14 protein-coding genes are annotated in these 14,145 nt (G+C 74.0%); 5 read left to right on the top strand and 9 right to left on the bottom strand.

What is annotated here, in order from left to right:
- Positions 1–10: 10 nt before the first annotated feature.
- The 7 genes from ACFQH9_RS15270 to ACFQH9_RS15240 all read right to left on the bottom strand — a co-directional run bounded on the left by ACFQH9_RS15270 (position 11) and on the right by ACFQH9_RS15240 (position 8,330).
- Positions 11–943 carry an ABC transporter substrate-binding protein gene (locus ACFQH9_RS15270; protein ID WP_379566759.1) on the bottom strand — a complete coding sequence of 311 codons (933 nt, stop codon included), beginning with the start codon at positions 941–943 and terminating at the stop codon, positions 11–13.
- Positions 940–1,692, bottom strand: coding sequence for an ABC transporter permease (locus tag ACFQH9_RS15265; RefSeq protein ID WP_379566758.1), 753 nt, complete (start codon positions 1,690–1,692; stop codon positions 940–942). Before ACFQH9_RS15265 ends, ACFQH9_RS15270 begins: the two co-directional genes overlap by 4 nt.
- Entirely contained in the window at positions 1,689–2,339 is a 651-nt protein-coding gene (locus ACFQH9_RS15260; RefSeq protein ID WP_379566757.1) for an ABC transporter permease, read from the bottom strand. Before ACFQH9_RS15260 ends, ACFQH9_RS15265 begins: the two co-directional genes overlap by 4 nt.
- On the bottom strand, positions 2,339–3,409 hold the full coding sequence (locus ACFQH9_RS15255; protein ID WP_379566756.1) for an ABC transporter ATP-binding protein: 1,071 nt from the start codon (positions 3,407–3,409) through the stop codon (positions 2,339–2,341). The genes ACFQH9_RS15260 and ACFQH9_RS15255 overlap by 1 nt, the downstream gene beginning before the upstream one ends.
- A 131-nt stretch (positions 3,410–3,540) precedes the next feature.
- The gene (locus ACFQH9_RS15250; protein ID WP_379566755.1) at positions 3,541–6,471 is read right to left on the bottom strand and encodes a putative bifunctional diguanylate cyclase/phosphodiesterase; all 2,931 of its coding nucleotides are present in this window, start codon (positions 6,469–6,471) and stop codon (positions 3,541–3,543) included.
- Positions 6,472–6,660: 189 nt separating this feature from the next.
- The gene (locus tag ACFQH9_RS15245; protein ID WP_379566754.1) at positions 6,661–7,878 is read right to left on the bottom strand and encodes an NAD(P)-dependent malic enzyme; all 1,218 of its coding nucleotides are present in this window, start codon (positions 7,876–7,878) and stop codon (positions 6,661–6,663) included.
- Between the two features lie 173 nt (positions 7,879–8,051).
- The gene (locus ACFQH9_RS15240; RefSeq protein ID WP_379566753.1) at positions 8,052–8,330 is read right to left on the bottom strand and encodes a S26 family signal peptidase; all 279 of its coding nucleotides are present in this window, start codon (positions 8,328–8,330) and stop codon (positions 8,052–8,054) included.
- Between the two features lie 132 nt (positions 8,331–8,462).
- Between ACFQH9_RS15240 and sodN the strand changes: the two genes are divergently transcribed.
- The 5 genes from sodN (at position 8,463) to ACFQH9_RS15215 (ending at position 12,890) form a co-directional block, all read left to right on the top strand.
- Positions 8,463–8,876: a superoxide dismutase, Ni gene (gene sodN / locus ACFQH9_RS15235; RefSeq protein WP_379566752.1), complete on the top strand. Its 414-nt coding sequence runs from the start codon at positions 8,463–8,465 to the stop codon at positions 8,874–8,876.
- Positions 8,877–9,232: 356 nt separating this feature from the next.
- A complete protein-coding gene (locus ACFQH9_RS15230) occupies positions 9,233–10,279 on the top strand; it encodes a helix-turn-helix domain-containing protein (protein ID WP_379566751.1) in 1,047 nt (348 codons plus the stop codon).
- Positions 10,280–10,337: 58 nt separating this feature from the next.
- Positions 10,338–11,237, top strand: coding sequence for an alpha/beta hydrolase (locus tag ACFQH9_RS15225; RefSeq protein WP_379566749.1), 900 nt, complete (start codon positions 10,338–10,340; stop codon positions 11,235–11,237).
- A 34-nt stretch (positions 11,238–11,271) separates the two neighbouring features.
- Entirely contained in the window at positions 11,272–12,069 is a 798-nt protein-coding gene (locus ACFQH9_RS15220) for an SDR family NAD(P)-dependent oxidoreductase (protein WP_379566747.1), read from the top strand.
- A 23-nt stretch (positions 12,070–12,092) separates the two neighbouring features.
- Positions 12,093–12,890: an SDR family NAD(P)-dependent oxidoreductase gene (locus tag ACFQH9_RS15215; protein ID WP_379566746.1), complete on the top strand. Its 798-nt coding sequence runs from the start codon at positions 12,093–12,095 to the stop codon at positions 12,888–12,890.
- A 183-nt stretch (positions 12,891–13,073) separates the two neighbouring features.
- Here the strand turns inward: ACFQH9_RS15215 and ACFQH9_RS15210 are convergent, their stop codons facing one another.
- Together ACFQH9_RS15210 and ACFQH9_RS15205 are read right to left on the bottom strand one after the other, a co-directional pair.
- Positions 13,074–13,460 (bottom strand): group I truncated hemoglobin, encoded by a 387-nt coding sequence (locus ACFQH9_RS15210; RefSeq protein WP_379566744.1) that lies wholly within the window; start codon positions 13,458–13,460, stop codon positions 13,074–13,076.
- A 97-nt stretch (positions 13,461–13,557) separates the two neighbouring features.
- Positions 13,558–14,136: a helix-turn-helix domain-containing protein gene (locus tag ACFQH9_RS15205; RefSeq protein WP_379566743.1), complete on the bottom strand. Its 579-nt coding sequence runs from the start codon at positions 14,134–14,136 to the stop codon at positions 13,558–13,560.
- Positions 14,137–14,145 lie beyond the last annotated feature (9 nt).

Genomic DNA, 14,145 nt, shown 5'->3' with positions numbered 1-14,145 from the left:
TACAGCCTCCCTACAGCCCCTGCTGCGCGAGCCAGTTCTTGGCGACCGTGCCGACGTCGGGCTTGTCCGCGCCCGCCAGGGTGCGGTTGAGCTCGACGAGGCCTTCGGTCGTCAGTTTGCCCTGGACCGCGTTGAGCGCCTGCTTGACGGTGTCGGTCGCCTTGGTCGAGTTGATCAACGGCACGACGTTCTGCGCGGCGAAGTTGTTGTCCGGGTCGCCGAGCACCACGAACCCGTTGTCCTCGATCGTGGGGTCGGTGGTGAACAGGTCCGCGGCCTGGACCGTGCCGTCCTTGAGCGCCGCCACGGTGAGCGGGCCGCCGGTGTCCAGCGCCTTGAACTCCTTGAACTTCAGCCCGTAGGTCTTCTCCAGGCCGGGGATGCCGTCGGGCCGGGTCTGGAACTCCGACGGCCCGCCGAACGCCGCCTGCCCGGCGAGCGGGGCGAGGTCGCCGATGTTCTTCAGGTTGTTCTGCTGCGCGTACTGCCCGGTGACGACGACCGCGTCCTTGTTCTCCGCTGCGGCCTTGTCCAGCACCGTGAGCGGCGCGGGGACGGCCTTCTGCAGCGCGGCGTAGACGGCGTCGGACTCGGTCTCCGTGGCGTTCTTGTTGATGTACTGCAGCAGCACGCCGGTGTAGTCCGGGATGAGGTCGATCGAGCCGTCCGTCAGCGCCGGGAAGTAGACCTCGCGGCTGCCGATGTTGAAGTTGCGCTCGACCTTCACGCCCTTGGCCTCGAGGCTCTGGGCGTAGATCTCCGCGAGCAGCTGGTTCTCGGGGAAGTCCGCGGAGCCGATGCGGACGGTGTCCGCCGCGGCCGGGGCCTGGCTGTTGCCGGAGGCCAGCGGGTCGTTCGAGCCTGCGCCGCCACCGCAGGCGGCGAGCCCGAGGACCAGGGCCGCGCCGGCGGCGACGAGGGTGAGGGGACGGGCGAGTTTCACGGTTCGGCTCCTGCGGGCTCTCGGACGGGAACGGGATCGGGGTTCGCGGGTGCGGGGGCGGGACGCCCGACGGTGACGGTGGGCGAGCGGCGGCCGCCGCCGCGCAGCCCGGGTGAGACGACCGCCCGCTGCAGCAGCGCGAGCAGTCCCTCGACGACGAGCGCGAGCACGGCCACGAGTACCGCGCCGGCGGCCATCTGCGCGTACTCCCGGGTGCGCAGCCCGTCGATGAGGTAGCGGCCCAGGCCGCCGTAGCTCACGTACGCCGCGACGGCGGCGGTGGCGATGACCTGCAGCGCCGCGCCGCGGAGGCCGCCGAGGACGAGCGGCAGCGCGTTGGGCAGCTCGACCTTGAACAGCACCTGCGGCTCGCGCATGCCCATGCCGCGCGCCGCGTCGACCGCGCCGGCGTCGACGTTGCGCACGCCGGAGTAGGTGCCGGCGAGCAGCGGCGGGATCGCCAGGACGGCCAGGGCGAGGGTGACCGGGAGCAGCCCGATCCCCATCAGCAGGACGAGCAGGGTGAGCAGCCCGAGCTCGGGCAGCGCACGCAGCCCGTTGGCGGTGCCGACGACGAGGAACCCGCCGCGTCGGCTGTGCCCGACGAGCGCGCCGACGGGCAGGGCGATCACGGCGCCGAGCAGGAGGGCCAGCACGGAGTACCAGAGGTGCTCGACGAGCCGGGCCGGGATGCCCGCGGGCCCGCTCCAGTGCACCGGGTCGGCGAGCCAGGAGAACACGGCGTTCATGCGTTCGCCCCCGCCCTGGCCCAGGGTGTGGTGACCCGCCCGACCAGCACGAGCAGCCCGTCGACGACCAGCGCCAGCAGCAGGATCAGCACGATGCCGGTGAGGATCTCGAGCGGGAAGTTCCGCTGGTAGCCGTCCGTGAACAGCTGCCCGAGACCGCCGACGCCGATGAGCGCGCCGACCGAGACCAGGCTGATGTTCGACACCGCGGCGACCCGCAGCCCCGCGATCAGGACCGGCACGGCGAGCGGCAGCTCCACCGACACGAACCGGCGGCCGGGCCGGTACCCCATCGCCGTGGCCGCGGCGACCACCAGCGACGGGACGGCGCCGAGTGCGTCGGCCACCGAGCGGACGAGCAGGGCGACGGTGTAGATCGTGAGTGCGACCACGACGTTGAGCGGGTCGAGGATCCGGGTGCCGATGATCGCCGGCAGGACGATGAACAGCGCCAGGGACGGGATCGTGTAGAGCACGCTGGCCGCAGGGACGAGCACTCCGCGCAGCGTCCGGTTCCGGTTGGCGGCCCAGCCGATCGGCACGGCGAGCACCAGGCCGATCAGCACCGGGACCAGGGCCAGGACCACGTGCTCGCCCAGGAGCCCGCCCAGCATGCCGAGGTTGCGCGGGATCCAGTCCCAGACCATCAGGCCGCCTCGTCCGCCCGCGAGGCGGCGAGCGCGCGCAGCACGTCGTCGGCGCTCAGCGCGCCGGTGACCCGGCCCTCGCCGTCGACCGCGACCCCGCGGCCCGACGGCGAGGAGAGCGCGGCGTCGAGCGCGCTGCGCAGCGAGCCGGACCCGACCTCGTAGAGGGAGCCGCCCGGGACGACGGCGGCCTCCTCGACCGGGCCCTCGCCGTGCACCCAGCCGAGCGGGCGGTCCTCGGGATCGACGACGAGCGTCCAGCCCCCGGGCGCCGGCTCGCCGACGCGCACGGCGGGCAGCTCGGTGAGCGGCAGCTCGTCGGACAGGAAGCCCAGCTTGCGGTAGCCGCGGTCGCGGCCGACGAACCCGTCGACGAAGCCGTCCGCCGGGCGGTCGAGCAGCACGCCGGGCTCGTCGTACTGCGCGAGGATCCCGCCGGTGCGGAACACCGCGACCTTGTCGCCGAGCTTCACGGCCTCGTCGATGTCGTGGGTGACGAACACGATCGTCTTGCCCAGCTCGCCCTGCAGCCGCAGCAGCTCCTCCTGCAGGCTCTCCCGGACCACCGGGTCGACGGCGCTGAACGGCTCGTCCATCAGCAGCACCGGCGGGTCGGCGGCGAGCGCGCGGGCCACGCCGACGCGCTGCTGCTGGCCGCCGGACAGCTGGGCCGGGTACCGGTCCGCCATCTCGGGCACCAGCCCGACGACCTCCATCAGCTCGTCCGCCCGGGCGCGCGCCCGGCGCTTGGGCCAGCCCAGCAGCAGCGGGACGGTGGCGATGTTGTCCCGGATCGTCTTGTGCGGGAACAGCCCCGCCTGCTGGATCACGTAGCCGATCCCGCGCCGGAGCTCGGCCGCGTCCCCGGACATCACGTCCCGCCCGTCGACGGTGACCGTGCCCTCGGTGGGGGCGATCATCCGGTTGATCATCCGGAGCGAGGTGGTCTTGCCGCACCCGGACGGGCCGACGAAGACCGTCACCTTCCCGGCCTCGACGGTCAGGTCCAGCCCGTCGACCGCGACGGTCCCGTCCGGGAACCGCTTCGTCACGCCGCGGAACTCGATCACGCGGGGTTTCCCCTCGTCCCGGCGGCCACCTTCCGGCCGCCATGGTGGTGCGAGGCTATCCGCCGGCACCGACGGGAGCGAGCCGGATGACCAAGTGTGATCCGCTCGCGACCCGTGCGGCCGCTCGCCGGTCAGGCTCCCGTCGACCGGGCGGGGGTCGGCAGCCGGCCGCCCGCGAGCACCCGGTGGAGCTCCTCCGCCGGGAGCGGCCGGGAGAACAGCCAGCCCTGGTAGGCGTCGACGCCGAGGCCACGCAGCACGTGGAACTGCTCGGCCGTCTCGACCCCCTCGGCCACCGTGGTCCGGCCCATCGCGCGGGCCATGTCGACGACGGCGCGGGCGACCGCGAAGTCCGCCGGGTCCGTCCCGACGCCGGTGACGAACGCCCGGTCCACCTTGACCGTCTGGGTGGGCAGCTCCTTGAGCCGGGCCAGCGAGGAGTAGCCGGTGCCGAAGTCGTCCACGGCGAACCGCACCCCGCGGGCGGTCAGCTCGGCCATCACGTCCCGTGCGGCCTGCGGCAGGGCGACGAGGCTGGTCTCCACCAGCTCGAGGATCAGCCGGTCCCACGGCAGGCCGGAGGCCGAGACGATGCGGGTCACCTCGTCGAGGAACCCGGGCTCGCTGGGCAGCAGGCCGGCGAGGTTCACGGCCACCGCCGCCCGGCCCGGCCAGGTCGCGGCCTCGTTCACAGCGGTCCGCAGCACCCACAGGTCCAGCTCGCGCAGCATCCCCGCGCGCTCGGCGACCGGCAGGAACTCCCCGGGCGGGATCGTCCCGTGCTCCGGGTGCGGCCAGCGGACCAGCGCCTCCGCGGACACCACCGCGCCGTCGGGGCCGACGACGGGCTGGTAGTGCAGCGTCAGCCCGTCCTCGGCCAGCGCGGCGCGCAGCTCGCCCTCCCGCTCCAGCTGCCGGTCGGCCGAGCCCACCACGGAGGGCGACGCGGTGGCGATCCCGCCCCGCTCCGTGCGCTTGGCCTCGTGCATCGCGACCTCGGCGTAGCGCAGCAGGTCGGCGGCCTCCACCGCCCCGTCCGGACGGGCGTCGGGGGTCGCGACGCCGACGGTGGCGGTGACCTGCACCGGCCTCCCCTGCACGCTCAGGGTGCCCCCCAACAGCCCGGCCACGGTGCGGGCCAGCGCCTCGGGCCCGCCGACCAGGGCGTGGTCGGCGCACACGACGACGAACTCGTCGCCGGAGAGCCGGGCGGGCGTGCAGCCGACGGGCAGCTCCCGGCGCAGCCGCGAGGCCGTCGCGGCGAGCAGCTCGTCGCCCGCCTCGTGGCCGAGCGCGGAGTTGACGCGCGCGAAGTCGTCGAGGTCGCCGCAGACCACGGCGACCCGGTCGCCCTCGGGCCCGGCGAGCAGCCCGGCGACGAGGTCGAGCGCGCCCGCGCGGTTCGGCAGCCGGGTCAGGGCGTCGACGGCGGTGCTCCCGCCGCGCTGCGCGGGCGGGGCGGTCTCCGTGGCCACCACCAGCCAGAACGGGTCGCCGTCGTCCGTGGTCGACGCGGTGACGGCGAGCGCGACGGTCACCCGGGAGCCGTCGCCGCGAAGCAGCGTGACGGCCGACAGCCGGTACCCGTGGCCGCCGCCGGTGGGGATGCGGCGCAACCAGCCGGGCAGCGCGGCCGGGGCGGCGTCGGGCTGCGGCTCGGCGTCGGCGGTGAGGTCGAGGGCGGTGTGTCCGCGCAGCTCGTCGAGCGGCCGGCCGAGGAGCGCGCAGAAGGCCTCGTTGGCGTCGACGAGCCGGCCCGCGGCGTCGAACAGCCCGACCCCGTCGGGCACGGTCGACAGCAGGTCGGCGAACCGGCGGGCGGAGTGCCGGCCGCCCTCGGCGAGCCGCTGGGCGGTGACGTCGCGGACCATCCCGGCGAGCCGCACGGGCACGCCGTCCGGACCGCGCTCGACGCCCGCGCGGCAGCTGAGCACACGGTCGCCGGGCAGCCGCAGCTCGACGTGGTGGTCGGTCGGTCCCGAACCGGAGCGCAGCGCCCGGCACAGCGCCGCCACCTGCTCGCCCTCCACCGGCCCGTGCGGGCCGTCGGGCACCACGCCGACGTCCCGGTAGAGCTCCTCGAGCGAGGGGCTGCGCCGGAAGGAGGCCGTGGCCAGGTCGAACGTCCAGGTGCCCACGCGGGCCAGGCGCTCCAGCTCGGCGGTCCAGCGCCGGTCGCCGCGGTCCCGCTCGCCCAGCTCCACGAGGACGACGGTGTGCAGGTCACCGGGCAGGTCCCAGCGGACCACGCGCACCCGGACCACGCCGCCGTCGGCGCGCAGCAGCCGGGCGTCGGCGTCGGGTCCGGCGAGCAGCCGCCCCAGCGGCAGGCCCAGCGGGGCGCCCGTGCGGTCGGCCGGGCAGCCGACGAGCCGCAGGAAGGCGTCGGTGACGCGCAGGATCCGGCCGGCGCCGTCGCAGAGCACCGCCGGCGCGGCCGGGAGCGGCACGAGGTCGATGCGGTCGCCGAAGAGCGCCGACGGCGAGAGGCCCGACGGGGACAGGCCCGAGGGCGGGAGGCCCGACGGGGACAGGCCCGACGGTGGGAGCGGCGTGCCGAAGGCCGCGTCCCGCACCGCCGGCGGCACCGGCGGCACCCCCTCGGGATCGGTCCGCTCCGGCTCGAGCGGGAGCGCGTGCGGACCGCTGACCTGCTGCGGCGGGGCGGCGAGCCGGACCGCTCCGGGATCGGCGCGCAGCTCGGGCTCGCCCGGGTCCTCGCGCTCCGGCAGGCCGGTGCGCCCGAGCGAGCCCGACGCCGGGCGACGGGTCTGGCCCGGCACCTGGCCGCCGGACGGCGCCGAGATCGCCCGTGCCAGGCGGTCGGCGAAGCGGGCCTGCTCCGGGCGCGGCGGGAGCTTCTTCGCCCGACGGAGATCGGCACGGCGCACCGGGAACGGGACGTCGCCCGTCCCGGCCCCGCCGGACCCGTTCAGGCCCCCGGCGACACCGGGCTCGTCGTCCCCGCCGGGCAGGTCCTCCTCGACCGGGTCGATCTCGTCGGGGCCGCCCGCCCGGGCAGGCCCGTCCGCCGCGTCGCCGCGCCCCCCGAAGCCGCTCACCGTGCCCCCCAGGTGCTCCGTGTGGTCGCGGGGCCAGTGGGCCCCGTCACGGAGCACAACGAGCGACTGCTCCACTCGATCCGGGCACGCCGCTCGAACGGACTACCTCACCCCGCGTGAGTTACCGCACGTCAACACACGCTCCGTGATCAACTCGACGGAACGGTGGAAGAGCACCAGGTAGGTGGCTTACTCCTGGTCACCCTCCGTGACACCGGCCGCCGGATCCCGGCGCGCGGCCCGGGCGACTGCGGCGGCCACCTCGGGCGCGACCCGCGGGTCGAAGGGGCTGGGGACGATCCGGTCGACCCCGAGGTCGTCGGCGGCCACGGAGAAGATCGCGTCCGCGGCGGCCAGCTTCATCGACTCGGTGATCCGGTGCGCGCCGGCGTCGAGCGCCCCGCGGAACACGCCGGGGAAGGCCAGCACGTTGTTGATCTGGTTCGGGAAGTCGCTGCGTCCGGTGGCGACGACCGCGGCGTAGCGGGCGGCGACGTCCGGGTGCACCTCCGGGTCCGGGTTGGACAGCGCGAACACGAAGGGGTCCGGCGCCATGGTGGCCAGGAGCTGCTCGGGCAGGGTGGCGCTGGAGAGCCCGACGAACACGTCCGCGCCGCGCAGCGCCTCGGCCAGGCCGCCGGTGACCCCGCGCGGGTTGGTCCCGGCGGCGAGGGCGCCCTTCTCCCCGCCGCGGGCGGTGTCGATGACCCCGCGGGAGTCGAGGACGACCACGTCGGACGCCCCGGCGGCGAGCAGGATGCGTGCGCACGCCACCCCCGCGGCGCCGGCGCCGGAGATCACGACCTTGAGGTGGCGCAGGTCCTGCGCGGTGGCGGCGCAGGCGCCCTGCAGCGCGGCGAGCAGCACGATCGCGGTGCCGTGCTGGTCGTCGTGCATGACCGGGCAGTCCAGCGCCTCGACCAGCCGGCGCTCCAGCTCGAAGCAGCGCGGGGCGGCGACGTCCTCGAGGTTGACCGCGCCGAAGCTCGGGCGCAGCCGGACCAGGGTCTCGACGATCTCGTCGACGTCGGTGGTGTCGAGGACCAGCGGGATCGAGTCCAGCCCGCCGAAGGTCTTGAACAGCGCGGACTTGCCCTCCATCACCGGCAGCGACGCGCGCGGGCCGATGTCGCCGAGCCCGAGCACGGCGGTGCCGTCGCTGACCACGGCGACCAGCCGGTCGGTCCAGGTGTAGCGCCGCGCCAGCGCGGGCTCGGCGGCGATCGCGCGGCTGACCTCGGCCACGCCCGGGGTGTAGGCGATGGCCAGGTCGCGGGCGTCGCGCAGCGGTGCGGACAGCCCGGTGGCCAGCTTGCCGCCCTCGTGCGAGGCGAAGATCTCCTCGCGGGTGGGGGTGGGGGTCGTGGGCAGCTCGGTGGACAGGCTGCGCTCGGGGGAGACGGTCATGGAGGAACTCCGGTACGGGTGCGGTGGCGGACGCGCGCGGGCGTCCCTACTCGCCGTGCACCGGGGGCAGGTCTCGCCGGGTCGGTGCCGGACGGCCCCCTCGTCGCGACCCCGCGGGATGCGGCGGGGCGGGGCGAGGGATCGGCTGTCGGGTACTGGGTGACGACCGTACCTCAGAGCCGCCGGGGGCGGGGCCACAACCGCCGCGTGACGACGGCCACGACCTCGGCCGGGCCGAGCGTGCGGGAGTCCGTGGACCCGAAGGGGTTGTCGCCCTCCACCCACCACAGCGCGCCCTCCGGCCGCACGGCCCGCTTCACCGAGAGCAGCTCGGGGCGCGCGGGCCAGCGCACCAGCACCACGTCACCCGGCCGGGCGGGCCGGCCGAACCGGGCGAGCACGACGTCGTCGTCGGACAGGGTCGTGGACATGGAGGGACCGCGGACGGTCACCGCGCGCCACCCGCGGCGCGGTCCTGTGACCCGCGTCCGGAACACCGTTCCACCCCACCTTCCGGCCTGCTGCCGCCCCGTCCCCGGGAGTAGGGTCGGGCACGCCAGAACGATCACCACCAGGGAGGACCCATGCGGCTGTCCCGCATTCTCCGCCCGCGGCTGGAGGCCACCGCGCACTGCGACCTCCCCTGCGGCGTGTACGACCCGGCCCAGGCGCGCATCGAGGCCGAGTCCGTCAAGGCCATCCAGGAGAAGTACCAGGGCAACGAGGACCCGGTGTTCCGGGAGCGGGCGCTCCAGATCAAGGAGCAGCGCTCCGACCTCGTCAAGCACCACCTCTGGGTGCTGTGGACGGACTACTTCAAGCCGCCGCACTTCGAGAAGTACCCGGAGCTGCACGAGCTGTTCAACAAGGCCACCAAGAAGGCCGGCGGCGGCCCCGGCGGCACCAAGGCCTCGGTCGACCCGAAGGACGGCCAGGAGCTGCTGGACTACATCGCCCAGATCGACAAGATCTTCTGGGAGACCAAGCAGGCTGCCTGAGCCTCGCGCAGAAGCGGCGCCGACCGGCGGGGTCACTCCTCGTGGGTCGGCGTCGCTCTGCGTTGTCGGGCGTCGACGCGAGCCTGGCGGGCCTCGTCGCCCGGAACTCGATTCATCCACGTCCCCCGGCACGCACGAGGATCCTGCAGGCGTCCCTCGTCGCGGGCGAGCGCCCGACGGCCGCCGGCCGAGCCGGCCTGTCGCGGACGTTCCAGGTCCTGGCGCACCGGTTCTCGGCGCGGGTTGTGCGGCGTGGGCAGGGTGGACGGATCGGAGCTCGGCGCAGGGCGAGGCCTTGCCGGACCGCCTACCGTGGTCGCCGGGGTTCGACAGCGCCGTCGGCCGAGGGGACGCGGATGGAACGCGACGAGGAGTTCTGGACCACGAGCGGCGAGGCCGACGCGGCCACGGACGAGTGGCGCGACATGCTCTCGGTCACGCACCTGCCGTGGACGGTCTCGATCCCGGTGGACGCGGATCCGCCCGGGTTCACCGCCTCGGCGCGGCGCTGGTGGATCGACGACCTCGCGCTGGTCGACTGCGAGTGCGGCCCGTGCTCCGGCACCCGGACCCGCCGCGAGCTGGCCCGGACCGAGGGCGAGTTCGTCGTCGTCCTGATCACCCTGGCCGGGCAGGAGACGGTGGCCCAGAACGACGCCGAGGCCTGCCTGCAGCCCGGCGACGCGGTGGCCTGGGACAGCACCCGGCCCGCCCGGTTCGCCGTGTGGGAGCCGCTGGCCAAGCGCAGCCTGCTCATCCCGCGCGCGGCGCTGGAGGAGGTGTCCGGCCGGGCCCCGATGTCGGGCGGCGTGCGGCTCGACGGCGGCAACCCGGCCACCCGGCTGCTCACGTCGTACCTGGACACCTTGCGCACGTCGTTGCCCGAGCTCGACCAGGGCGCGATCAGCGCGGCCCGCAACGCCACCCTGGAGCTGTTCATCGGGGCGCTGCGCTCCGGGAGCGGCGTGCCGGCGACCTCGATGGCCCAGCCGGCACTGCGGGCGCAGATGGACCGCTACATCGAGCGGCACCTGCTCGACGCGGTGACCGCACAGGACCTCGCCGCCGCGCACGGCGTGTCGGTGCGGACGGTCAACCGGATCTTCAACGCCACCGGACAGACGGTGGGCGAGGTCATCCGCGTACGTCGGCTGGCCCGGGCCCGCGAGGAGCTCACCGAGTCCGACCGCCCGATCTCCGCCATCGCGCACCGCTGGGGCTTCTCGGACACCAGCCACTTCAGCCGGTCGTTCAAGGCCCGGTACGGCGCCTCGCCGAGCGACTACCGGACCGCGGCGCACCTGGACCGTACCGGTGGCGCGCCCGTGCAACGACCTGTCGCAGCAGTTCATCGCGCCGGCCCGGGCCGTCGGGAGACTGGGATCACAGCGGCCCAGGGCTGAGCCGGCGCCCCACGCGGGCGCCTCCCGGGCCGGTTCCACCCGACCCGGAGGAGTCCCGATGGCTCGACGCGACGTGGAGTTCGACGCCGAGGGCGTGACGCTGCGCGGCTGGTTCTACCCCGCGGAGGGGGCCGCCGGCCCCGCCCCGACGATCGTCCTCTCCCACGGCTTCTCGGCCGTGAAGGAGATGTACCTCGACAAGTACGCGGAGCTGTTCTCCGCGAACGGCCTCAACGCGCTGGTGTACGACAACCGCAACTTCGGCGACAGCGACGGCACCCCGCGCCAGGAGATCGACCCGTGGGCGCAGGTCCGCGACTTCCGGCACGCCATCACCTACGCGACGACGCTGTCCGAGACCGACGCCACCCGCATCGGCGTGTGGGGCTCGAGCTACTCGGGCGGGCACGTGCTGGTCGTCGCGGCGATCGACCGCCGGGTCAAGGCCGTCGTCAGCCAGGTCCCGATGGTCAGCGGCTACGACAACGTGCGCGCCCTGGTCCGCTCCGACTTCCTCGGCGGGTTCCGCCAGCAGTTCGACGAGGACCGGCTCGCCCGCTTCCGGGGCGACCCGCCGGCCATGGTGCCGGTCGTGGCCGAGGACCCGCTGGCGCCGTCCGCGCTGCCGACCCCCGACTCCTGGCAGTGGTTCACCGAGACCGGCAAGACCCGGGCCCCGAACTGGTCGAACGAGGTGACGCTGCGCACCGTCGAGATGCTCGCCGAGTACAACCCGGTCGACTACATCTGGCAGATCAGCCCCACGCCGCTGCTGCTGCTCCCGGCGCAGAACGACGTCCTCACCCCCACCCACCTGGCGATCGCCGCCTTCGAGAAGGCCCGCGAGCCCAAGCGCCTCGAGATCCTTCCGGGCGGCCACTTCGACGCCTACGTCGAGGGCTTCGAGGCCTCCAGCAACCCCGCCCTCGCCTGGTTCGTGCAGCACCTCGCCCCCTGATCCCCGAACCACGTCACGAGAGGACCTCCCGGACATGGGCAAGCTGCAGGACAAGGTCGCCGTGGTCACCGGTTCCAGCTCCGGCAACGGGCGGGCCATCGCGCTCGCGCTGGCGGCGGAGGGCGCGTCGGTCGTGTGTTCCGACATCCGCCGCGAGGCGCGCGAGGGCGGCTACGAGGGCGACATCCGCACCCCGACCGACGACGTCATCCGCGCCCGCGGTGGGAAGGCAGAGTACGTCGAGGCCGACGCGGCGGACTACGCCGCGGTCGAGAACCTGGTGAACGCCGCGGTCGGCAGCTTCGGCCGGCTCGACGTCATGGTGAACAACGCCGGCATCTTCACCGGCCTGCACACCATCGTCGACGAGACCGAGGACGAGTACGACCGCACCATGGCGGTCAACGGCAAGAGCGTGTGGTTGGGCTGCAAGTTCGCCATCCGCCAGATGCTCACCCAGGAGCCGGTCGACGGCTCCCGCGGCCGCGTCGTGAACATCGCGTCGATCGGGGGTCTCGTCGGGCTCGCCGCCGAGCCGGCCTACTGCGCCGCCAAGGGCGCGGTGGTGAACCTGACCCGCCAGCTCGCCGTCGACTTCGCCCCGGAACGGATCAACGTCAACGCGATCTGTCCCGGGTTCCTCGCCACCGCGATGGTCCGCCCGTTCCTGGACGACCCGGAGCTGAACGAGGTCCTCCACTCGAAGTCCCCGTGGCCCGAGCTGGGCACCGCCGAGGACGTCGCCAAGGCAGCGGTCTTCCTGTCCTGCGACGACTCCCGCTGGGCCACCGGATCGATGGTCACCATCGACGGCGGCTACACCGCGCCCTGATCCACCCGGAGAGGAACCACGTCATGGCTCGTCTGCAGGACAAGGTCGTCATCGTCACCGGCTCCGCGTCCGGGTTCGGTCGCGGCATCGCCGTGGCCTGCGCCCGGGAGGGTGCGAAGGTCGTGGTCTCCGACGTCCACGAGAAGCCCAACGCCGGAGGGTTCGAGACCGACGGGAACCTCACCACGGTCGAGGCGATCGAGAAGGCCGGCGGCCGGGCGGTCTACGTCGCGGCCGACGTCACGAAGTCGGACCAGGTCGCCAACCTGGTCGCCCGGACCGTCGAGACGTACGGCCGGCTCGACGTGATGGTCAACAACGCCGGGGTCTACCGGAACGGGAAGCGCCTGCACGAGTTCGGCGAGGAGGACCTCGACGTCTGCTTCGACGTCAACGCCAAGGGCACCTTCTTCGGCGCGCAGGAGGCGGTCAAGCAGTTCCTCGCGCAGGGCGACGGCGGCGTGATCATCAACCTCGTCTCCACCGCCGGCCTGCAGGGCCACCCCAACCAGTCGGTCTACAACATCTCCAAGGGGGCACAGGCCAACCTCACCCGATGCCTGGCGATCGAGTACGGCCAGGACAAGATCCGGGTCAACGGCATCTGCCCCACCTACGCGAAGACCTCGCTGACCCGCGAGCTGTTCGACGACAAGGACTTCGACCAGGTCTTCACCGAGTCCATCCCGCTCAAGCGGTGGGGCGAGGTCGACGACATCGCGAACCTCGCGGTGTTCCTGGCCTCCGACGAGTCCAGCTACATCCACGGCGACCTGATCAAGGTCGACGGCGGGGAGACCCTCTGCCGCTACTCCGTCTGAGCCGATCCGCTCCCGGCCGGCCGGTCGGAGCCGCTCCCGTTCCCGGGGCGTCACCGACCGGCCGGCTCCGAGATCGGCGCGCTGCTGTTCGTCTGGCCCTCGTCGTCGTCCCGGTGGCGATGTGCCGGTACGTGTCCCGGGGGTGAGACGCGCCGGGCTCGCTGCTGAACCCGACCGCCCGGGTCAGGAGGCGAGGGCGTTCTCCGGCGGGGCGATGTCGGCCTTGAGCGGGGCGAGGGTCTCGCCGATCGCGCCGATGGTCTCCGCCGGCACGCCGAGCTCGGTCAGCGTGGCCACGAGATGCCCCACGACCAGGTCGAAGTGCGCGGGACGGATGCGGAAGCGGGCGTGCGCCTCCTTCATCGGCCGTCCCTGGTAGAGCTCCGGCCCGCCGATCGCGGCGGCGAGGAAGCTGCGCTGGTGGGTCTTGAGGCGCTTCAGGTCGACGTCGGCGAAGTACCCGACGAGGGCGGGGTCGCCGAGCACGCGCTCGTAGAACCGCTCGACGGCGGCGGCGACGGCGTCCGCGCCGCCGATGGACTCGTAGACGGTGGTTCGGGAGGAAGTCACGAGTGGTGTTCTACGGACCACCCGTTGCGTCCGGATGACGCAACGGGGAGACCGCCGTCACCGACTCCTCACGCCGCGAGGAACCCGCCTGTGAGGCTCAGCGCCCGGCCCGCGCCCGCACGTGGGCGCGCTCGCCCTGCGTCCCGAACAGCGACAACAGCTCCACGGGCCGCTCGTCCGCGCTGCCGAACCAGTGCGGGACGTGGGTGTCGAACTCCGCCGCCTCGCCGGGCTTCAGCACGAGGTCGCGGTCCCCCAGCACCAGACGCAACCGGCCCTCCAGCACGTAGAGCCACTCGTAGCCCTCGTGCGTCCGCAGGTCGGGCTGCTCGTCCCGGCTGGGCGGGCAGACCATCTTGAACGCCTGCAGGCCGCCCGCGCGACGGGTGAGCGGCACGAACGTGCGGCCGAAGCGGTGCACGGGCTTGAGGTGCACCCGCGGATCGCCGGTCTGCGGTGCGCCGACCAGCTCGTCGAGCGGCACGCCGTGAGCGCGCGCGAGCGGGAGCAGCAGCTCCAGGTTGGGCCGCCGCCCCCCGCTCTCCAGCCGGGACAGCGTGCTCTCCGAGATGCCGGTCTCCTCGGACAGCTCGGCCAGGGTCAGCTGCCGGTGCGTGCGCAGGGCGCGCAGCCGGGGACCGACCCCGGCGAGCACCGCCTCCAGCTCGTCGTCCACCCCACCAGC

Source organism: Pseudonocardia lutea, from assembly GCF_042658055.1.
Taxonomy (GTDB): Bacteria; Actinomycetota; Actinomycetes; order Mycobacteriales; family Pseudonocardiaceae; genus Pseudonocardia; species Pseudonocardia lutea.
Note: the sequence above shows the minus strand (reverse complement) of the source record. Positions and strands in the feature narration are given on the sequence as shown.

Excerpts from the sequence above, each read along its gene's own strand:
- ACFQH9_RS15220 (WP_379566747.1), top strand. The coding sequence starts at position 11,272 with ATGGGCAAGCTGCAGGACAAGGTCGCCGTGGTCACCGGTTCCAGCTCC.
- ACFQH9_RS15265 (WP_379566758.1), bottom strand. The coding sequence starts at position 1,692 with ATGAACGCCGTGTTCTCCTGGCTCGCCGACCCGGTGCACTGGAGCGGG.
- sodN (WP_379566752.1), top strand. The coding sequence starts at position 8,463 with ATGCGGCTGTCCCGCATTCTCCGCCCGCGGCTGGAGGCCACCGCGCAC.
- ACFQH9_RS15245 (WP_379566754.1), bottom strand. The coding sequence starts at position 7,878 with ATGACCGTCTCCCCCGAGCGCAGCCTGTCCACCGAGCTGCCCACGACC.
- ACFQH9_RS15230 (WP_379566751.1), top strand. The coding sequence starts at position 9,233 with ATGGAACGCGACGAGGAGTTCTGGACCACGAGCGGCGAGGCCGACGCG.
- ACFQH9_RS15215 (WP_379566746.1), top strand. The coding sequence starts at position 12,093 with ATGGCTCGTCTGCAGGACAAGGTCGTCATCGTCACCGGCTCCGCGTCC.
- ACFQH9_RS15260 (WP_379566757.1), bottom strand. The coding sequence starts at position 2,339 with ATGGTCTGGGACTGGATCCCGCGCAACCTCGGCATGCTGGGCGGGCTC.
- ACFQH9_RS15225 (WP_379566749.1), top strand. The coding sequence starts at position 10,338 with ATGGCTCGACGCGACGTGGAGTTCGACGCCGAGGGCGTGACGCTGCGC.